This window comes from Microbacterium murale, assembly GCF_014635185.1.
Taxonomy (GTDB): Bacteria; Actinomycetota; Actinomycetes; order Actinomycetales; family Microbacteriaceae; genus Microbacterium; species Microbacterium murale.
The window spans coordinates 537923-558625 of record NZ_BMCM01000001.1; the positions used below are offsets into that span (position 1 = coordinate 537923).

Genomic DNA, 20703 nt, shown 5'->3' on the forward strand with positions numbered 1-20703 from the left:
CAGTCGCGAACGAATTTAGTGAAGTAGGGTAATGATGTAGTAGCATCACTACCATGAACCCGCTGCTTCTCGACCGCCTGCTGCAGATCGCCGACCTCTTCCAGAAGGACATGGCGCGCGCATTCGAGGGCACCGGATTGACGACCTCGCGAGTGCATCTGCTGTGGGTGCTGCAGCATGCCGGACCGTCGACGCAGCAGGCGCTGGCGGCGCTCTGCGCCGTGAGCCCCCGCAACATCACCGGCCTGGTGGACGGGCTGGAGCGCTCCGGCCACGTGCGCCGCACGCCCCACCCGACGGATCGTCGGGCTGTACTGGTCGAGCTGACCCCCAGCGCCGTCACGACCATGACGCGGATGCAGCAGGAGCACGTCGAGCTCAACGAGGCCCTGATCTCGGCGATCGCGCCGGAAGACCGTGACGCCGTCCAGCGCGGGATCGCGGCCCTCGCAGATCACCTCGGGACGCTCGTGGCCGAAGCCGAGAGCGCCACATGAGCACCACGACGATCGACACGACGTCCCCATCCGTGTGGCGGCGCTTCCTCTCACTCGCGCACCGCGCGCTCCTCGCGGAGTTGCGCATCTACGCGAGCATCGGCCGAGCGATCGCCCGCCGCCCGGCAGTGCCCCGGGGTGGCACCGGGATCGGATACCACCGCCCCGTGCTCACCATCCTCATCGTCTTCATCGTGCTGTCCGCGATCGAGCTGCCGATCATCGACCTGATCGTGCACCGCTGGCCTGCCGTACGTATCACCCTCCTGATCATCGGCATCTGGGGGCTCACCTGGATGATCGGACTGCTCTGCGCGATGCTGCTGCGCCCGCACTCCGTGGGCCCCGACGGCATCCGGGTGCGCAACGGGCTGGAGGTCGATGTCGCACTGCCCTGGGACGAGATCGCATCCGTCGCGATCTCACGGCGCATCGACGAGCCCAAGCAGCCGAGGATCGACGGTGCTGAATACGCCGAGCGGATTCAGGACGAGACCAACATCGAGATCGAGCTGGAGCGGCCGCACGCCGTGCGACTGCCCGGTCTCCCGCCACGAGGCGGCGAGCATCTGGTCACCTCCGTGCGCATCTGGGCCGACGATCCTCGAGCGTTCCTCGATGCTGCCCGACCATTCCTCCTCGCTGCGGACTGACCGCCCGACGAGCCGCGTCGTCACATCAGCGAGCCATCGCCTGCCATCATTGGCCGATGAGCACCACGTCGGCACGCCCGCCCTCTCGCACCGAGCTCCTCGAGCAGGGCCGCAGCGCCCGACGAGCGGCGCCGCGCGCGGATCTGGCGCTGCTCTCGAATGCTCCCCGCGATCCGTTGGGCATCCTCGCCGAGCAGGATGCCACTCGCCTGCCCGATCTCGTCCCGCTGCGAGCCGAGCGCATGGCGGCGAGCCCCTTCGCCTTCTACCGCGGTACTGCCGCCCTGATGGCAGCAGATCTCGCGAGCGCGCCGCACTCCGGCATCCTGGTCGCCGCATGCGGCGACGCGCACGTGTCGAACTTCGGCTTCTACGCCTCAGCGCAGCGCGCCCTCATGTTCGATCTGAACGACTTCGATGAGGCCGCGTGGGCGCCGTGGGAGTGGGACGTGAAGCGACTCACCGCGAGCATCGTCGTCGGCGGGCAGGCGTCCGGTCGCGCGGATGCCGTGATCGAGCACGCCGTGCGCGCCGCGGTGAAGGCATACGCTCGCGGCATCCGCGCGAACACCGCGCTCAGCCCGACCGAGCGCTACTTCACGCACTTCGACGTCGAATCCACCAAGAAGATGCTCGATCACGACGCGCAGCGCGCCATCCGCAAAGCCGTGAAACAGGCGCGGCGCCGCACCGGCGAACGCGCAGTGCACCGCCTGACCGAGACGGACGCCGACGGTCGGCGACACTTCGTGCACCAGCATCCGACCGTCAGCGCCGTGGAGCCGGAGCTGCATGACCTCGTCGACGACCTGGTAGAGCAGTACCGCCGCACCGCCAGCAGCGACATCGCCCTGCTGTTCCAGCACTTTGCGGTGTCGGACGTCGCGCGGCGGGTGGTCGGCGTCGGAAGCGTCGGCACCCGCTGCTATCTGGTGCTGTTCCAGGACGGCGAGGGCCACACGCTGCTCATGCAGCCGAAGCAGGCGTCGCAGAGCGTGCTGGTGCAGTACGGCCGCGTGGCACAGCCGACGGTGCTCACCGAGCTCATCGACTCGTCCGGCGAGGGCGCCAGAGTCGTCGCAATGCAGCGGATACTGCAGGCGCTCTCCGATCCGTTCCTCGGACACCTGCGCAGTCGCAACGGCGATTTCTACGTCCGCCAGTTCCACGACATGAAGGGCGGCGTCGAGGTCGAGGAGCTCGACGACGGGCCCTTTGTCACCTATGCCAGGGCCTGCGCGGCGACGCTCGCGCGTGCGCACAGCCAATCGGTGACGGCGACGGCGGTGGCCGGGTACATCGGCGGCGGCAGGTCGATCGCCGACGCGGTGCTGTCGTGGAGTCGCGAGTACGCGGCTGTCTCACTCGCCGATCACCGGGCGTTCATCGCAGCACGCAGACATCCCGCAGTCTGATGGACTACATTGGCGGAGGCAGCGGGCGATCGCTCGGCTGCCTCACGACCGCATCTGAGGCGGTCTGCGAAGACGGAAGCGAGGTGGTACTCCCATGAGTGGTGATAGTTGCCATCAGCATCCGGACTCCGCTGTCGCTCTCGCGGCATCACACCTCTGACGTCTCGCGCGGGTGTCCGGCTTCGACCGATCCGTCCAGCCGACGATCATCAGCGCCTCCTGCTGCGCTTCGTGTCGGCCTGCCCGAAAGAAGCTCTCCATGACCACGGAGCAGATCCCCACCCAGAACCTCGACACCGCAGACCTTCTCGACTTGATCGAGCAGAGCCTGTCGCGTCGAGACCTCGCCGCAGCATCCGCCACTCTGTCACCGGTGCCGACCTGGCAGATCGTGCAGGTTCTCGAACGACTGAACCCGAAGGATTGCGCTGTCATGTACCGGCTGCTGCCGAAGCAGCAGGCGGTGGAGGCTTTCGAGGCGCTGTCGCCTGAGCTTCAGGGTGAACTCGTGCGCAGCCTGCAGGACGCCGAGATCGCCGCCCTGTTCGCCGAGATGGACCCGGACGATCGGGTCTGGCTGCTCGACGAGCTGCCCGCATCGGTCGCTCCGAGGCTGCTCCGCGGACTCGCGCCGAGGGAGCGGGACCTCACGGCGTCGGTGCTCGGGTATTCGCAGGACTCGATCGGCCGGCGCATGAGCCCGGAATACGTCACCACGCACCCCGATCTCACCTCCGCCGAGACGCTGCGCCGGATGCGTGCACGTCTCGCCGATGCGGAGACGATCTACACGCTTCCTGTGACCGATCACGCGCGCCGCGTCGTCGGCGTGGTCAGCCTCCGCGACCTGCTGACCGCGGATGACGACGCTCTCGTCGAGTCCCTGATGCAGGACGCCCACACGGTGCCGGCCGACTCCGGCGCCGAGGCCGCCGCGCGCGATTGCACAGACCTCGGGCTGCTCGCCGTCCCGGTCGTCGACAGCGAGCATCGCCTCGTCGGCATCTTCACGATCGACGACGCCGCGCGCATCCTCAAGCGCGAGGAGAGCGAGGATGCTGCACGCCAGGGCGGTGCGGAACCTCTCACCCGGCCCTACCTGTCGACGCCGATCCGTCGGATCGTGCGTTCGCGCGTCGTGTGGCTCCTGGTGCTCGCCGTCGGCGCGACACTGACCGTGAAGGTGCTGTCGGTCTTCGAGGCGACGCTCGAACAGCTCACCGTGCTGGCATTGTTCGTGCCTCTGCTGATCGGCACAGGAGGCAACACCGGGAACCAGGCCGCGACGACGGTGACCCGCGCGCTCGCGCTCGGCGAGGTGCGTCCGCGGGATATGGTGCGGGTCCTCACCCGCGAACTGCGGGTGGGGCTTTCGCTCGGCGTACTCCTCGGGCTGCTGGGATTCGGGATCACCGCGCTGATCTACGACTGGCAGATCGGACTCGTGATCGGCTGCACGCTCATCGCGGTGTGCTCGGTGGCCGCGACGATCGGCGGGATCATGCCGCTGGTCGCACGGACGATCCGGGTGGACCCTGCCGTGTTCTCGAACCCGTTCATCACCACGTTCGTGGACGCCACCGGCCTCGTGATCTACTTCGTCATCGCCAAGGCGATCCTCGGGATCTGAGCCGGTCGGTCCCCGTCGATCGGCGACCGCGGGTTCGACACCGTGGCAGTCCTCCGTAGAATCGCCGGATGACGTGAACCGCGTCGAAAGGGGAGGCTGACGGCAGTGAGGGCACGAACGACGTTCGGCGCACTTCGCCTTGCCACGGCGGCCTTGTGCCTCACTGCGCTCGTTCACCGGTTGTTCTGGGGCCTGAGCTCGCAGACGATCGCCGGGCGCAACTTCTTCGCGTACCTCACCGTCGAATCGAACTGCGCACTCGTCGTCCTGCTCGTGATCGGCGGCGTCCTCGCTTTCCGACGCGACGACGATCCGCGGTGGTTCAGCGTCGCCCTCTCGCTCGTGCTCACGTGGACGATCACCGCGGGGCTCGCATTCGCGCTCATCGTCTGGCAGGCGGGGCTCCGCGGCATCCGCGTCGACGTGCCGTGGTCGGATCAGGTGCTGCACTTCTGGCTGCCGGCGTTCACCGCGATCGCATGGACGCTCACACCGGGGCACCGCTCCGTGCCGTGGTGGATCATCCCCGGATCCCTGGTGTTCCCGCTCGTGTGGGGCGGCGTGACGATGTGGCGCGGGCCGATGATCGGCTGGTACCCGTACTACTTCCTCGACCTGCGCCAGGTGAGCGGGATCGGCGAGTTCCTGCTGACGAGCGCGCTCGCCCTGGCGATCTTCGCGCTCATCGCCACCGTGCTCGCGGTGATCAGCCGGGTCAGCCCGTCGCGGCGGAAGGCAGGAAGAGCTCAAGCGATGTGAGCGCCGACAGTAGTGCGCCCTCCTCCTTGAGCTCTGCGAACGTCTCCGCGTCGTCTCCGCCGACGATGCCCACCAGCAGATTCTCTCCGGTGACCGGAAGCAGGTTGATCCAGGTCCGCACGGCCACCGTGTTCTCCAGCACCAACCCGCCGTCGACGCTCTGCTGATCGCCCACGACGTGCCAGATCGTCGCCTCGGTGTCCCAGAACGGCTCGTCATAGCGCAGCCAGATCGTCTCGATATGGCCCATGCCGAGGGCGTTCAACGCGCCACGATGGGCGAAAGGCAGCGGTGGGGCGAACTCGATGCCTTCGCGTTGCAGCACGCCGAGCGGAACGGTGACCACGACCCGGTCGAACGACGTCGACTCCCCTGTTCCGAGCCGCAGACTGACGCCTGAGTCGTCGTAGGCGATGCGGGTCACGGGCGAGGACAGCGTCAGCTGGGCATCCCCCAGCCGCTCCTGCACGAACGCCGTGAGATCTCCGATGAACCCTTGCGCGGCGGCGAGCGGCATCGCAGGGGGGAACCAGGCTGAGAGCTTCTCCGCTTCGGCCCCCGTGGTGGTCGCGAGGTACGCGAGCAGCGCGGCGAGAGTCGGCTCTTCCGGGTCCGCGCCTGTCGCGGTGAGAGCCTCGGTCAGCGAGACATCGGCCGGGAGCGCCTGCGCCGCCGCGATCGCGCTCTCGAGCGGCGCGTTCACCGGGGGCTCGATAGCACCCTCGGCTGAACGCCACATCGCGGTCGCCAGTTCCACCGTCTCGGCGAGGGCGGCGGTGTCATCGTCCGCCCCGACCAGCCATCCGCCGAGCTGCACGGGCAGCGGCCAGTCGTCGTCGATCTCGGAGTGGATGCGTCCGCCGACACGATCGCGCGCTTCGAAGACGGTCACCTCGACGTCGAGGTCGGCGAGATCAGCCGCGACGGTCGCGCCGGCGAGACCCGCGCCGATCACGGCGATGCGCTCGCCTGCTTCCACGGTGGCACGCAGTCGCATCGCCGCGCTCTCACCCGAGTGGATGGCGCCTCGCATCGTGCCGGGGTTGTCGACGTCGGTCGCCTCGCCGGCGAAGTAGACCCGCCCCTGGACGGGCTCAGCAAGCGTCTGGCGCGTGGCGGACTGCACGCCGATGCGCGTGTAGCTCACAGCACCGCGCGAGAACGGGTCGGTCGCCCATTCGCTGCGCATGCTCGCGGCGGGCGTGGGCACCTTCGTCGTCGGCAGCGGAGTCGGGGTGCGCGTCGGGGTGCGCGTCGGCGCCGGCTCAGGGGTGCAGGAAACAAGCAGCACGCCGAGAGCGCCTGCTCCGGCGCCGATCAGCAGCTCGCGACGCGTCATCCTCATCGTGTGGCCACACTACCCGCTGCGCCAATGCCTCGGGACCGACCCGAACCTCTAAACCGCAGCACCACGCCGAGACAACGGCGATTCGCCGCTGTCTCGGCGTGGTGCTGCGCTCTCGTAGGAGTGGAGGAGGACTCAACCGCGAACGTACTCCTCGAGCACGACGCCCGACTCGTACGATGTGATCCCTGTCGGGCGGAAGTCGGCCGGCGCGTAGTCGCGTCCTTCGAACAGCGGGATGCCGTCGCCGAACAGCACGGGGTTGCGCTTGAGCGCCAAGCGGTCGATCTCGTCTCGCAGCACCGCTGCGAGCGCTCCGCCGCCGCAGAGCCAGATGCCCTTGCCGTCCTCGGCTTTGAGTTCGCGGACCACCTCGACGGGGTCGCGGTCGGTGAACTCGACGTCGTCGGATCCGGTGGGGGCCTCGTGTCCGCGTGTGAAGACGACCTGACGGAAGTGGCGGTACGGACTCGGCAGCTCAGGAAGTCCGACGGCATAGGTGTTCCACCCCATGAGCACGGTGTCGAACGGACCGCCCTCGATCGGCAACCCTGCCCTCTCGGCGAGTTCGGTCGGCGCGGTGCCCCGGTACTTCTCGCCGATGCCGGCGGCGTGGTCGCCCTCGAACAGGAAGCGGTCGAACTCGCCGCCGGGACCGGCGATGAATCCGTCGATGCTGACAGCGACGTAGTAGGTGAGTTTTCGCATGATTCTCCAATAACTACAGGTGCAGTGATTGGAGACTACAACAGGTGCAGTGGTTGCGCTAGGGTCATGCCATGGCGAAGAACGAAATGCGGCGCAACCTGCTCGCGGATGCCGGCATCGCAGTGCTGGCACGCGAAGGCTCTCGCGGGCTCACACATCGTGCGATCGATGCGGAGGTCGGCGTGCCCGTCGGAACGACCTCCAACTACTTCCGCAGCAGACAAGCCCTCGTCGCCGGGATCTTCGAGCGGATTGGTGCCCGCCTCGCTCCGGCGCCTGAGGACCTGGAGGCTCGCGCAGAGGCGCAGCCCAGCCAGGAACTGTTCGCGGACTACATCCGCGACATCGTGCGCAGGCTGCTGGCACAGCGTGACGTCACGGTCGCACTCTTCGAACTGAGGCTGGAGGCCGCTCGCAACCCCGAACTCGCTGCGTCACTCAGCGAATGGCAGCGCGCGGGATTCGACGGCGACGTCGCCTTCAACGAGGCAGCGGGCCTCCCTGGTGGACGCCGAGAGGTCGCACTGTTCCACTACGCGATCGACGGGCTGGTCTTCGATCAGCTCACGTCACCCATCGACCCAGGCACCTCCACAGATGCCGTCGTCGACGCCCTCGTCGCGGGCTTGCTGCCCGCCTGATCTCGCTCCCAGCATCCCGCCGCCCTCGGCGAGAAACTACTTCCGGCGTGAGACACCACGGGTTGCTTGGTGTCTCACGCCGGAAGCGATGTTTCACACCTGGCCGCGCGGCGGTCAGACCGCGACGTCGCCGATCAGGTTCACCTTGATGCCCATGCCGTCGAACATCGCCGCCTTCGCGATGAGCGCCTTGTCGGCGGTCTCGGCATCCGGAGCATAGACGAGCTGCGCGTGGTTCGCCTTGTGGCGTGCCATGAACTGGTCGCGCGAGACGCCGTGCAGCACGACGTGCGCGAGCGGCCATTCCTCGTTCGTCGCCGCCTTGCGGCGCTCGGTCTCCGCAGCCGGCAACTCGACGACTGATGCGCGGAAGATGTCGGCCTGAAGGATGCCGTCGGCGATGAACACGCGCGAGAGCACGATCTCACCGGGCTTGGAGACACCGTTGAGGGTGGCGCCGCCGGCCGGGAAGAAGACGTGACCCTGACGCCATCCCTCCGCCTTGTCCCAGCCGCCGAGGTGCGAGGCCGGCACCGAGCCGGAGATCTCGTACGCCCAGACGAACTGGCCGTCGTACTCCTCGCCCCAACGCACGTCGTGCAGCGTGTTGTCCGGCACGAGACCCATGGCCCGCCACACGCGATCGGTCACCAGCGCGTCGACCGCGACGCCCTCGTCGGCCTCGTTGAAGTGCGGGAAGGCGCGGCCTTCGTGCAGCACCCGCGACCCGTCGCGCGAGGTCACCGGAGGGCGCTCGGTGGAGTTCAGGATGCCTTCAGCGAGGTCGGATGCGGGGACGAGGTCCTTGAGACCCTGCTGGTACTGGATGCCGACAGCATCCAGACCGAAGTCGTCGGCGATGCGCAGGGCGGCGATGTACATCTTCATCTGCCACTGCACCTGCTCGCGGGTGAGCTCAGTGGTGCCGTCCTCGCCGTAGCGGAAGGTCATGCCGTGGTCGATGAGCCAGTCGTAGGCGGCATCCGCCTCGTCCTCCCGCACCTGAAGCATCTCGGCGTACAACGCCGACTGCGACAGCCGCTCCTTGTAGATGCCGGTCTGGTTGAGCAGTTCGTCGTCGAAGATGGCGTTGTACATGCCCATGCAGCCCTCGTCGAAGACGCCGATGATGGCCTTCTCGTCGCGCAGTTGCGCTGCGAGCGCCTCACCGAGCTGCTTCTCTGGGCTGTCAGGCAGGGCCGGCAGTTCGCGCACGTGCGAGTAGTCGTGGGTGATCGTGCCGGTCTCGATCCACTCCTGGATGGTCGCCTTGAACCAGTCGTCGGAGAAGTCGACCGACCAGGTCGACGAGTAGGGCTTGCCCATCTTCGTGAGTCCGGCGTTCAGGCCCAGCAGGCCGACCAGCCCCGGCCAGTCCGGTGCGAAGTTCGCGGTCGTGAGGATCGGGCCCTCGTGCGTGCGGAGCCCCGCGAGCACGTGGTGCGAGTACTGCCAGTTGGCGATCGCGACGATCAGCGGGGCGTCGGTCGGGATGTTCTTGAAGACCTCCATGCCCATGCGCTGGCTCGAGATGTAGCCGTGGCCGGTCTCCGGATCGACGTCGAATGCGCGGATGACGTTCCAGCCGAGCTCGTTGAAGACGCCGGTGACGCTGACCTCGAGCGCGGCCTGCGTCGCCCATCCGCCAGTGTTGGCGGCCTCACGCAGGTCACCGGAGGTGATCAGGTATGCGGTCTTCGGGGCGGATGCCGGGCGGGATGCCGCGGCGGGAAGGGTGTAGGTGCTCATGATTCCTCCGGGGTTGGGGTCTGTGGAAGTCGCGCGGTGTGAGATTCACCGGCGACGAGTCGGATGCTGCGGGCGATGCTCTCGCCGCGAAGCAGCAGTTCGTCGATGTCGAGGGTTCCGCCGTCGAGGCGCAGGGTGAGTCCGGATGAATCGATCTCGACTCTCCCCCAGCCCGAGCCCGTCGTGAACAGGCTGCGCAACGGTTCGTTCACGTCGCCGGCCGGGGCGAAGGCGAGAGTGCGCGCCGGCGCATCCCACTGCGCTCCGCTCGCGCCGAGCAGCAGCGCCCACGATGCGAGGGAGCGCGCGTAGTGGTTGCCGCACTCGATCTCGTTCCAGGGGTTTCGATGTGCGCCGTCATAGCGTGCCCGCAGCGCACGTTCGACGAGCAAGGCGTCGTCGAGACGATCGGCGAACAGCAGCGAGGCTGCGACCTGATGCTCGATCCCGGTCCAGACCTCGTCCGAGTAGACGAACGGAATGGCCGGCCGGCCGCCGTTCGGCCACGACGCGAGCAGCAGGCCACCCTCGTCGTTCAGTGCGTAGACGCGCTGGGTGCTCTCGTGCGCGGAGAGATCGGAACGATGGTTGTGGCCGACGATGGCTGCGAGCGCGGAGTCGACATGCTCCTTGGGCAGGATGTACCCGAGCCCGCCGACGAAGGCGTGGAACTGTCCGAGCAGCTGATCCGAGAGCACGCCGTCGCCGTACTGATAGCGGTGGCTGTCTGGATCATCTATGACCTGCCGGTAGTACTCGCCGTTCCACAGCACGGCGTCCATGGCCGCCGCGACACGGTCGGCCTCGGCCGCCCACGACTGTGCTTTCTCGCTCTCGCCGAGGTGAGACGCCATGCGCGCTCCAGCTCGTAGAGCGGCAAGGTAGACGCCGTTCGCCAGCGGCTCGATGCCGTGGAACTCGATGTCGTAGGTGTTGTGCAGCTCGCCGTCGAGCAGGCCGTCGCCGTCGCGATCCCACTCGCTAGCGGCATAGTCGAGCGAGCGGGATGCCGCGGGCCAAAGTTCGGTGAGGAAGTCGTCGTCGCCGCTGAAGCGCCATTCGCGATGCAGGCGCAGGAGCGTGCCCAGCTGGCCGTCCACCGCCGGCCCCATGAACCATGACGGTCCGCCGAAGATGCGATTGCCGCGGAACTTCTGTGCACCGGAGTCATCGGTCTCGAGCAGATACTCGGCCCGGCGTGCGCTGCGCTCGAGCGCAGGGAACAGCCATGCGAGCGTCTGCGCGTACGACCACACGTGCGTGCAGGTCCCCTCGCACGACCCAGAGTGATCGAACGACCCCTCCCAGGCGGCGAAGACCGGGCCGTCGCCGAGATCGGGGTTGGGCGATTCCAGCACGAAGGCGGTCGTCGAGCGGATCGCGGCGATGTTCGCGCCGATGGCATCGGTGAGCGCGGGGTCGAGGCTGCCGCCGTACAGCGCGTCGACGAACGCTTCGGTGCTCTCTTCGAGTGCAGGAAGATTCGCGTGCAGGTGCGCAGCGGCCGACCAGGCGTCCGGCCAGAGCGTCGCGTAGCGGTTCTTGACGACGCCGGAGGCCTCCGCATCAGCGGCGACGATGTGGCCATGCCAGCCACGCGATCGGTTCGGGAAACTCCACGACAGCACGAACTCGAAGTCGACGCTCTCGCCCGGCGCGATGGTGTGCACGATGCCGAGGGATCCGGTGCGGATGCGTGGGAGCCGCGCCATCATCTGCTCTTCGGTGAAGGTGCCATCGGCCGCATCATCGAGCTCGGCGAACAGGCCGCGCGGACGATCTTCGAGCGTCAGTCGGGGCTCAGGTGCGAGCATCCCGTCGTCGGTGAGATCGTTCCAGAACAGGCGTGCCCCATCGGGCCAGTAGCTCGTGACCCATTGCGGTTTCACGGTGGTCGCGGCATCCGTCGTCGTGAGACTCAGCGTTCCATAACCGGGGTCGACGTTCGGCAGGTCGATGCTGAAATCGAGTCCCCGGACGGCTCCGTCGTCTCGCCACTGCACGGATTGAGTACCGCGCATGCCCCACGGCGCATTTGTGCCCGGCTTCGCGCGGCCGGCGGTGTGCGACATGCTGCCGACGACCGTGACGGCGGCCGGGGTCGTACCGGGATTCGTGACGCGGTAGCGCAGCACCGCGGCGGGGATTCCGGATGCGTCGGAATCCAGCGGAACGAACGGCGTGAAGGCGTGCAGCGTCACATCGACCGGCAGCACCTCATCGGTGAAGTCGACATCGACGACGGGATATTCGCCGTGCAGCGTCGCGGAATCCAGCCGCGGGAGCCCGGCGAGCTGGTCGAAGGCGTATCCGGCATCCGCGTCGTGGCGACCCTCGAGCCGCGCCTCGAGCACTCGTGTCACCGCCGGCCCATCTTGCGGAGCGGCATGGATCGCGAAGAACGAGTGCGGGTTGCGCCTGCCCTTGTCCGGCAGGTTCTCGAACTCCCAATCGCGCAGCTCGCCTCGCGCACCGATCGACACGTTCCCGGTGCCGATGCCGCCGAGCGGAAAGGCGGTCGCCTGGGAGGTGTGCGGGATGCCGCGCGCGCGACGTGGGTCGTCGCCATGTCGCCGCTCACGCATGGGACGCTCCTCGTTGTTCTGCCGCAAGTTCGTGGGCGACGTCTTTCGTGCCTTCATACAGCCGCACGTAGCGATCGAAGAGCGTGTCGTAGAAACTGCGGAGGTCGGGGTTCGGCGTGATGGTCTGCGTGATCGGGTTCCAATCGGCGATCGCGGGTGCCGCACCGTCGGCGGCGATGGCGGATGCAGCGAGGAATGCGGCACCGTAGCTGGCGCCGATCGTGGTCGCCGGCACCTCCTGCACGAGGCCGGTCACATCCGAGATGACCTGAAGCCAGAGCTGCCCCTGCGTTCCGCCGCCGACCGCGACGATGCGGCGGATGTCGGCACCCGCAGCCCGCATGGTCTCGACGTTGTGGCGCACCCCCAGCGCGGTCGCCTCGAGTGCGGCGCGGTACAGATCGCCTCTGCCGTGCTCGAGCGTGAGCCCCGCGACGATGCCGCGGGCGTCGGGGTCCTGAATGGGCGTACGCTCCCCTGCGAAGTACGGCAGGATCAGCAGGCCTCTGGCGCCCGCGCCCGAGGCTTCGGCCTCAGCGAGGAGTTCCGGATAGTCGGATCCGGTGAGGTCTTTGAGCCACGCGGTGAGTGCGCCGGAGGTGGAGAGTCCGCCTGCGAGGTTGCGCGTGCCGGGGAACGCCCCGGCCGTGGTCCACATCGACGGCGTGCGCAGCGTCTCCGCGCCGGTCGCGACGAGAAACATCGTCGTGCCGTACATGAGCATGAGATCGCCGACCTCGTGGGCGCCGACGCTGACCGCCTCAGTCCACGCATCGATCGTCCCGGTGATGACCGGTGTGCCCGCCGGGATGCCGGTGAGAGCTGATGCCGCGGCTGTCACCTCACCCGCGATGTCGCCCGCCCAGGTGAGTCGCGGCTGCGCGATCGTGCCGGCGTACCGCTGCCACCACGGGTCGTACCAGGTCTCGTTCTCGATGTCGTAGAGCGGAGACGTCTGACTCGCGGACTGGTGGTCGAGCACATAGGCGCTGGTGAGCTTGCGGGCGAGCCAGGATGCCGGCATGAAGAAGCGCCGGGCGTCGGTCCACGCATCCGGTTCCTCGTCGGAGATCCAGGCGATCTTCGCGCCGCCCGCCTGAGAGGTCAGGGTCGATCCGCCGACGCGGGTGATCTCGTCGATGCCGAGTTCGTCCGTCATGCGCGCGATCTGGGCACCGGAGCGCGTGTCGACGCCGTAGAGGATCGCGGGTCGCACGGGCTCGTCATCGGCGTCGGCGAGCAGCACGCACGGGCCCATCCCGCTCACGCCGACGGCGGTGATCTCCGCATTTGGATGCGCCGTGGTCAGCTCATTCGCAATACTCACGAACTCGTCCCACCAGATGTGCGCATCCATCTCGACCCATCCGGTGTGGGGACGGTCGACCTCGTGGGCACGTGTTGCGGATGCCAGGATCCTGCCATCCTTTGCTACCAGTACGCCCTTCGTGCTCGACGTTCCTACGTCGACTCCGAGTGTGTACTTTGCGGCGTCATTCGTCATCGATCTGCTCCTGCCCCGGCTGGCCGGTCGGCTCGTCCTGTGAAGTGCACGGCGAGCTCCGAGATCGACGTGCAGTGCCGCCCGCCGCCGGCCGGGCCGGCGATGCGGATGCCGTCGGCGTCGACGGCCGGGAACTCGAAGCGGAACTCGCAGAAGCCGGTGGCGCTCGGGTCGCACGGGTACGCCGGAACGATACTGCAGCCGGGCGCATCGAACCATTGGCCGTCGATGCGAACCTCCACCCTCGGCCCCTCGGTAAACCAGCCGCCGGTGTAATCACGCGGACCGGAGGTGAGAACGACAGTGTCCATCCGCATGGCCCGCGGCCAGGTGTATCCCCAGACGTCGGCCGCTCGCACCAGCCCGTTCCAGCTCTCCTCGCTGCGACTGGTGTCGCCGTCGTTGAGAATCTCCACCCGGCCGCGTCGCGCAGCCGAGACGACCGGTACGACGCCGGTGGAGGGGTCGGCGAGATTCCTGCTCGCGTCCGCGACATTGATGGGCCGGCCGGACCGGTAGGGTGTGAGCGTCATCCGGCGCAGCGAGAACCGGTAGGTCGTCCCCGTGTACGAGTCCGAGCCGACGAACCAGTTGCTCTGGATCCACATCTCGAGACCGTCGTCGCTGATGAACTTCGACGGCATGGTCGTAGCGTAGCCGCCGTGCTTGGCATGCGGGCTCAGGGGGCCGTCCCATGGGTAGGGTCCGAAGTCCTGCTCATGGAACAGCTCCCACGGCCCCCACGGCTGAGGCGACGAGTAGAACTGGAACGTGAACTCCGTCCACGACGTGTAGAAGTAGCGCTTCAGCGGTGCGTTATAGACGACACCGCCCTGCCCCAGAACGGAATGGCCGCCCGCGCCCATCTCGGTGTTCTCGTCGTACAACCGCCTCGTGTCGGTGAGGACGGGCACCCTCGAGTCCTGGCCGGCATCCCACACGGGTACGCCGTCGGCGTCGAGGCCAGCGAAGTACTGCCACCGGCCGATGTCCTGGATGGCGTCGATCGGCACCCGTGCGAGGAACAACTCCGTCGGGTCGGGCACGACCCGGCTGTACGACGTGCGCCAGTTGCCGTCGAGACCGTAGGCGTAGGCGTACCGGGCGCCGTCGGATCCGAGGACCGCTGACCCGCTGTTGCTCTGGCCGAAGTCGAGGAACATGATCGTGGTGAACGCGTAGTCCGTGAACATGGGCTGCGCGGTCGCGATCCAGGTGCACCCGTGATCGTCGGAGCGGACGATGCTCGCGGATGGGACGTGGTCGAAGGCGCCGCGGGCGTCTCCGTACGCGAGATCCTGCACGGCGAGGTAGAGCTCGTCGCGGCCGTCGCCGTTGCCGTCGACCGCCAGCATGCCGGTCGGTTTGCTGTTGTAGACAGCCGGATCTCCCCACACCGGGCTTACCGCACGCTCGGCCGCCAGTCGCTCTCCGGTGATCCCTTCCGCAGGCGTGCCCTCCACCCTGTTCACGACGACGTCACCGAACGCGCCGTCCGAGAACCCGGCACCGTCACCATTGGCCGTGTACAGGTGGCCGTCGTCCGCCCACGCCGAGGGCCAGAGATCGCCGTCGCTGTCGCTGCCGACGGATTCGCCGTACTCGACCTCGACAGTGGCGAAGCCCGCACGAGCGGCCGGATCGGGGATCATCTTGTTTCCTTCTGTCATGAGATCAGCCCTTGAGCGCGCCCGCCAGTGTGCCGGTGATGAACTGACGCTGGAAGATCAAGTAGACGATCAGTGGCGGAGCCATCACGATGAAGGTCGCCGCCGCGAGACTGGGCACGTCGATCGAGTGCTCACCGACGAAGTAGCCGAGTCCGGCCGGCGCAGTGCGCATCTCGGAGTTCTGTATAAGCACCAGGATGAGCAGGAACTGGTTCCAACTCCAGATGAACGTCAGGACTCCGAGGGTCGTCAGTGCCGGTCTGGCACCCGGAACCAGCACTCGCCAGAGGATCTTCCAATCTGTGGCGCCGTCGATCTGCGCGGCTTCGATCAGTGCTCGCGGAACGCTCCGGAAGTACGCCGTCATCCAGAACACACCGAACGGGATGAACAGCCCGATCTCGCTGAGGATGATCGGCCAATACGATCCGATGAGACCCAGCGACTGAAAGTCGAAGTAGAGCGGGATGATGATCATCTCGACGGGCACGGTGAGTCCGAGGATGAGATACAGGTAGAGTGCGCTGCGTCCTCGGAAGGTCATCGTCCCGAATGCGAAGCCGGCGAGGATCGAGATGAGCAGTGTAGCCGGAACAACGCATAGCAGGATCAGGAAGCTGTTGCGGATGAGGAGCGCGAAGTTCGCGTCCGTCCACGCCCGCGCGAAGTTCTCCCAATGCGGGACTTCGGGCCACTGCACACCGCTGACGAGCGACCCGGCCGGCTGAAGCGACGCGAGGGCGAAAGCGCCCAGCGGGGCGAGGGTAACGAAGGCGATCAGCACGAGGAAGAGCGTGCTGATCGGCTGCGCGCGCCTGAGCCGTCTCACGATTCCGCTCCACTTCGATCGATCTTGTTCACGAGAACCACGTACAGTCCGGTGATGACCATGAGGCAGATCGCCAGCGCCGAAGCGGCGCCGATCTCACCGGTCGTGAATGCCAGTCGATAGACCAGCAAACCCGGGACGGTCGTCGAATTCCCCGGCCCGCCCCTGGTCGCGATGAAGATGAGGTCGAACGTGGCCAATGCGGCGATGCCGGTGATGGATGCCGCGAGCGCGATCTCGCGCCGCAGACTCGGAAGCGTGACGGCGAAGAACTGCCAGATCCGCCCTCCCCCATCGACGGTGACCGCGTCGTACAGTCCGGAATCGATCTTCTGCACTCCTGTGAGAAAAAGCGTTAGACACACTCCGTAGAGCGCCCACGTGCCGACCAGCCCGATCGCAGGCAGTGCAGTGGTGAAGTTGCCGAGCCAGCCTTCGACCGGCCCGGCGATCCCGAAGAACCCCAGCGTGGAGTCGACGACTCCGTCGGCGTTGTACATCCAGCGCCAGATGATTCCGACGGCGACCAGCGGCACGACCTGAGGAAGGAAGTAGACGGTTCTCAGCACGGTCAGCCCAGGGCGCGGTCCCGGTCCGATGAGCGCGGTGACGAGCAACGCGAGCAGAATCGGCAGCAGAGTGAAGAAGAACAGCAGCACCAGTGCGTTTTTCAGCGCGCCGAGCAGCAGTGGATCCTGGACCAGCGCTAGGTAGTTGTCCACGCCCGCCGATGTCGCCGCAGTCAAGCCATCCCAATTGACAAAGGAGAGGTACAGCGTGTGCAGCCCGGGCAAGACGATAAGCAGCGTGAAGATGATGACGGCCGGCAGCACGTAGAAGTACGCCGACCGCTGCGTGCGCCGAAAGCGACTGTTTCGCCTCCTGTTACTCGTGATACTCACTCCACGCCTTCTGTACGTCGGCGGAGAAGTCCTCCGGGGTGCTGTTTCCGGCGAGAACCAGCTGCAGACCGCCGGTGAGCACATCGAGCAGCGCAGGGGCAGACTGATCCGGGAAAATCACGGCGCCGTCCGCTTCGGCGAGCCGCGCGTATGCATCCGCGATGTCGGCGTTCACGCCTTCCAGCCCATCGTTGCCTTCGGGATTGAGGGACAGATTGCCGGTCACCGTCACTCCGGGCGCAGCCTCCTTCGAGTAGAGGAAGTCGAGGAACGCCACGGCCGCCGTGGGGTGCTCGGTCTTGGCCGACACCGAGAAGGCGGCCACCGAGGCGGTCGCGACCTGCGGCCATGAGGCTTCGTCCATGGGCAGGAGGAAGAAGCCGACGTCGTCACCCAGGCTCTCCTCGAACGCATTGGCATTCCAGGAGCCCGTGATGAGGTAGGCGCTGGAGCCCGCGGCGAACTTCGCAGCGGCATCCGCATCGCCGGTGCCGTTGGCTGACGGAAGGTAGTAGCCCTCCGAAGCCCACTCCTGCATGGTCGCGGCGGCATCGGAGATGGTCGACGAGATGTCTGCACCCTTCTGGCCGAAGAGCCAGGAACGCAGGTCGTCCGAATCCGAATGCGCGTTGAGGACCGCGGCGAAGTTGTGGATGCCGCCGAAGTCGAGGGCCCCGAGCTGGAGGGGCAACGAACCGCTCGCCTTGACCTTCGCGAGCGCGTCTTCAAAGTCCGCGAAATCAGCGGGCACCTCGGTCACCCCCGCAGGCTCGGTGAGACCCTTGTTGTAGAACACTCCGACGAGGGGCACGGTGCTCGGGGCCGCCAGCAGTGACCCTTCGCCCATGGTCTTGCCGTCGGCGCTGAAGCGTGTCTGGTCAAGCAGCGAGCCGGGGATGACATCCGCCCAGCCATAGGCCTCTTCGTAGGGTGTGAGGTCGAGGATCAGGCCCGCCGCACCGAGCTCACGCACCGGCGTGTTGTACTGCACGATGTCCGGCGGGTTCTCGGACTGCATGACGAGCTTGATGGTCTTCTGATAGTCGGATGCCTCGGTGTATTCGTGCTCGACGTTCACCTGCGGATATTGCTTCTCGAAGGCCTCGATGACCATTTCCATCGACTCGCTGTTGTCCCAGTCGGCAACCCTGAGCGTCACTTCTTCGTCCGGAACCTCGGTCGAGACCTTCTCCGATCCGCCGCCAGAATTCGACGCGGTCGGGGTGAGGAAATTGCAACCTGCGAGCGTTCCGGCGGTGATGAGAGCAAGGGCTCCCGTAAGAAGCACGCGTCGAACCTGTCGTGAGCGCTGTGCGAACATGTGGATCCTTTGACGATGTGCCGTCATCTCTGAGGGCATGGACTCGGGCTGGACGAAACGAACGGCGTTCAGAGAACGGCATCGGTCGACCTGCGTCACAAGTATTGAGCATGAAATCGATTTCGTCAACTGGCGAGCGACGGTCACGAGGAAGCAGCCGCCGAAGGTCAGAGGACTGTCGCGCTGGATGGAAACCGATTACGGACGTTCGTCAGCGCGGGACGCTGGCCGCCCGCAGTTCGTTGCGCAGTACGACCGTGCGCGAGGGCTGCTCGTCGCCGCCAATCCGCTCCAGCAGCATCTTCGCCGCCGTGACCCCCATGTGACGTGCGGGCAACCGAACGACCGTGACGGCCGTGGGCGAGAGAGTCGTGAACGGCAATGAACCGATGACGGCGACACCGACCCTAGGAGGCGTGAGCCCGTGCTCGGTGAGCACCTGGATCGCACCGACACCGATGAGGTTGTTGCCGGCGACGACGGCGTCAGGCGGCTCCGGCATCGAGAGGAGCTCCTCCATCGCGGCGCGACCGCCGTCGACGCGGAAGGTCGCGAAGCGCAACAGCGCTTCGAGGTCGGCATCGGGCTGCGCGTGAGCGAGCGACGCTCGCCAGCCGGACGCACGCTCGGCAGCCGTGTCGATGTGCTCCGGCCCGCCGATGTACGCGATTCGCTGATATCCGGCGTCGATCAGTGCCCTCGTCGCCGACGCTCCCGCAGCACGATTGGCCATCACCACGCCGTCGACGTCGTAGGTCGTGCTGCGGTCGACGGCCACCACGGGCCGACCGGTCGCCAGAATCAGATCGAGATCAGACTGCTCGGAGGCGGTCGCGATGATCACGCCCGACATGTTCTCGGAGATCGCGATCTGCAGATACGTCGATTCCTTGTCGACCTGCGCGTCAGTGTTGCACAGCACCACCGAGTAGCCGGCCTCCGACGCGACATCTTCGACTCCACGCGCCATTTCGGTGAAGTACGGGTTCTCGATGTCGGGGATGATCAGCCCGATCACCTCGGAGCTCTGCCGGCGCAGCGTGCGCGCTGTGCGGCTCGGAACGAACTTCAACTCCTTCGCAGCATCGCGCACGGCCTTCGACTTCTCGACGGAGACGCTCGTACCGTTGAAAACGCGTGAGACAGTCGCCGGAGACACGCCGGCCAGCTCTGCGACGTCATAGATCGTGGTCATGCCCACCCTCACTGCATACTCCGGCCGAACCGGGCGTGATGCAACAGTATCGCGCGTAGGGCGTTTTGTGGCGCGTAGGCCTGAAATCGATTACAGTGGTGACGATCTCGCTGCACCGGCATCGCCGCTGCACATCCCACATAGACACAAGGACGTGAAGAAGAGATGACTCTCGCACCCTCCGATCTGGCAACGATCGCGGCCCTGCGCCCGGTTCAGACCCGATCGATCTCGCCGGAGAACTTCGATGGTTCCGTCGGCGGAGGCGGGCGGGCGACTGAGGGCACGGGCGCGGAATGCGCTCGCGATCTCGGCGCCGGCTGGAAGATCTCGCCGAGCGTCGACATCAAGGCGGGCGAGACGTTCGACCTCGCGAACATCCAGGGCGCGGGCAAGATCACCCATATCTGGATCACGACCCATACCGACAACTGGCGCACACTGCTGCTGCGCGCCTACTGGGACGGCGCGGAAGAGCCCGCCGTCGAGGTGCCGTACGGCGACTTCTTCTGCAACGGCTGGGGCGTGTTCGCACAGGTGAACTCGCAGACCATCGCCGCCAACCCGCACGGTGGTTTCAACTCCTACTGGCCGATGCCGTTCCGCGAGAGCGCCCGCCTCACGGTCGAGAACACCTCTGACCTTGACGTTCGCGTCTACTACCAGGTCACGTACGAGATCGGCGGCGATTACTCCAACGACGCCTATTTTCACGCGCAGTGGCGCCGGTCGAACCCGCTCGAGGACAAGACCCCCCACGTCATCCTCGAGGGCATCGAGGGTCAGGGACAGTACGTCGGCACCTACATCGCCTGGGGCGTGAACTCCAACGGCTGGTGGGGCGAGGGTGAGATCAAGTTCTACCTCGACGACGACACCGACTATCCGACGATCGCCGGCACGGGCACCGAGGACTACTTCGGCGGTGCGTGGAACTTCGATATACCAGGCAAGGGCTACACCGAGTTCTCCACCCCCTACCTCGGCATGCCTCAGGTGATCAAACCCGACGGCCTGTACGTGAGCCAGCAGCGCTTCGGCATGTACCGCTGGCACCTGCTCGATCCGATCCACTTCACCACCGGCATCCCCAAGGTCGACATCCAGGCTCTCGGATGGCGCAGCGGATGGCGTTACCTGCCACTGCGTGACGACATCGCCTCCACTGCCGTGTTCTACCTCGACCGGCCTACCGCTCGCCGCCCGAGGACGCCCAGCGCCGACGACCTGGAGGTTCACTTGGCGACGGGTCCGGTCCCTGACATCGGCGCGACGCCTCCCCGCGCACCGCGGGACTGAC

General features: G+C 66.7%; 17 protein-coding genes. 7 read left to right on the forward strand and 10 right to left on the reverse strand.

Going from position 1 to position 20703, the window contains the following annotated elements; all coding sequences use genetic code 11:
• Nucleotides 1-53: 53 nt before the first annotated feature.
• The 5 genes from IEV67_RS02590 to IEV67_RS02610 all read left to right on the forward strand — a co-directional run bounded on the left by IEV67_RS02590 (nt 54) and on the right by IEV67_RS02610 (nt 4954).
• Nucleotides 54-497 (forward strand): MarR family winged helix-turn-helix transcriptional regulator, encoded by a 444-nt coding sequence (locus tag IEV67_RS02590; protein ID WP_188434971.1) that lies wholly within the window; start codon nt 54-56, stop codon nt 495-497.
• Nucleotides 494-1150 carry a hypothetical protein gene (locus tag IEV67_RS02595; RefSeq protein ID WP_188434972.1) on the forward strand — a complete coding sequence of 219 codons (657 nt, stop codon included), beginning with the start codon at nt 494-496 and terminating at the stop codon, nt 1148-1150. Before IEV67_RS02590 ends, IEV67_RS02595 begins: the two co-directional genes overlap by 4 nt.
• Nucleotides 1151-1206: 56 nt before the next feature.
• A complete protein-coding gene (locus tag IEV67_RS02600; protein WP_188434973.1) occupies nt 1207-2565 on the forward strand; it encodes a DUF2252 domain-containing protein in 1359 nt (452 codons plus the stop codon).
• Between the two features lie 259 nt (nt 2566-2824).
• Entirely contained in the window at nt 2825-4195 is a 1371-nt protein-coding gene (gene mgtE / locus IEV67_RS02605; RefSeq protein WP_188434974.1) for a magnesium transporter, read from the forward strand.
• Nucleotides 4196-4300: 105 nt separating this feature from the next.
• A complete protein-coding gene (locus IEV67_RS02610; RefSeq protein ID WP_229702650.1) occupies nt 4301-4954 on the forward strand; it encodes a Pr6Pr family membrane protein in 654 nt (217 codons plus the stop codon).
• On the opposite strand, the gene IEV67_RS02615 is transcribed toward IEV67_RS02610, so the two are convergent.
• Complete coding sequence (locus IEV67_RS02615; protein ID WP_229702652.1) at nt 4911-6293, reverse strand: flavin monoamine oxidase family protein; 1383 nt, start codon at nt 6291-6293, stop codon at nt 4911-4913. The genes IEV67_RS02610 and IEV67_RS02615 overlap by 44 nt on opposite strands.
• A gap of 141 nt (nt 6294-6434) precedes the next feature.
• Nucleotides 6435-7007, reverse strand: coding sequence for a dihydrofolate reductase family protein (locus IEV67_RS02620; protein ID WP_188434976.1), 573 nt, complete (start codon nt 7005-7007; stop codon nt 6435-6437).
• A 71-nt stretch (nt 7008-7078) separates the two neighbouring features.
• Between IEV67_RS02620 and IEV67_RS02625 the strand changes: the two genes are divergently transcribed.
• Nucleotides 7079-7648: a TetR/AcrR family transcriptional regulator gene (locus IEV67_RS02625; protein ID WP_188434977.1), complete on the forward strand. Its 570-nt coding sequence runs from the start codon at nt 7079-7081 to the stop codon at nt 7646-7648.
• 114 nt (nt 7649-7762) lie between these two features.
• Here the strand turns inward: IEV67_RS02625 and IEV67_RS02630 are convergent, their stop codons facing one another.
• The 8 genes from IEV67_RS02630 to IEV67_RS02665 form a co-directional block, all read right to left on the reverse strand.
• Nucleotides 7763-9397 (reverse strand): fucose isomerase, encoded by a 1635-nt coding sequence (locus IEV67_RS02630; RefSeq protein WP_188434978.1) that lies wholly within the window; start codon nt 9395-9397, stop codon nt 7763-7765.
• Nucleotides 9394-11982: a GH116 family glycosyl-hydrolase gene (locus IEV67_RS02635; RefSeq protein ID WP_188434980.1), complete on the reverse strand. Its 2589-nt coding sequence runs from the start codon at nt 11980-11982 to the stop codon at nt 9394-9396. Before IEV67_RS02635 ends, IEV67_RS02630 begins: the two co-directional genes overlap by 4 nt.
• The gene (locus IEV67_RS02640) at nt 11975-13486 is read right to left on the reverse strand and encodes an FGGY-family carbohydrate kinase (RefSeq protein ID WP_188434982.1); all 1512 of its coding nucleotides are present in this window, start codon (nt 13484-13486) and stop codon (nt 11975-11977) included. The genes IEV67_RS02635 and IEV67_RS02640 overlap by 8 nt, the downstream gene beginning before the upstream one ends.
• On the reverse strand, nt 13483-15156 hold the full coding sequence (locus IEV67_RS02645; RefSeq protein WP_188434983.1) for a glycoside hydrolase family 183 protein: 1674 nt from the start codon (nt 15154-15156) through the stop codon (nt 13483-13485). The genes IEV67_RS02640 and IEV67_RS02645 overlap by 4 nt, the downstream gene beginning before the upstream one ends.
• Nucleotides 15157-15160: 4 nt before the next feature.
• Nucleotides 15161-15985, reverse strand: a complete 825-nt coding sequence (locus IEV67_RS02650; RefSeq protein ID WP_229702654.1) for a carbohydrate ABC transporter permease — start codon at nt 15983-15985, stop codon at nt 15161-15163.
• Complete coding sequence (locus IEV67_RS02655) at nt 15982-16887, reverse strand: carbohydrate ABC transporter permease (RefSeq protein ID WP_229702656.1); 906 nt, start codon at nt 16885-16887, stop codon at nt 15982-15984. Before IEV67_RS02655 ends, IEV67_RS02650 begins: the two co-directional genes overlap by 4 nt.
• Entirely contained in the window at nt 16871-18208 is a 1338-nt protein-coding gene (locus IEV67_RS02660; RefSeq protein WP_188434986.1) for an ABC transporter substrate-binding protein, read from the reverse strand. The genes IEV67_RS02655 and IEV67_RS02660 overlap by 17 nt, the downstream gene beginning before the upstream one ends.
• Before the next feature lie 211 nt (nt 18209-18419).
• Nucleotides 18420-19403, reverse strand: a complete 984-nt coding sequence (locus IEV67_RS02665) for a LacI family DNA-binding transcriptional regulator (RefSeq protein ID WP_188434988.1) — start codon at nt 19401-19403, stop codon at nt 18420-18422.
• Between the two features lie 165 nt (nt 19404-19568).
• Here IEV67_RS02665 and IEV67_RS02670 point away from each other — a divergent pair, with 165 nt between their 5' ends.
• Nucleotides 19569-20702, forward strand: coding sequence for a glycoside hydrolase family 172 protein (locus tag IEV67_RS02670; protein ID WP_188434990.1), 1134 nt, complete (start codon nt 19569-19571; stop codon nt 20700-20702).
• Nucleotide 20703 lies beyond the last annotated feature (1 nt).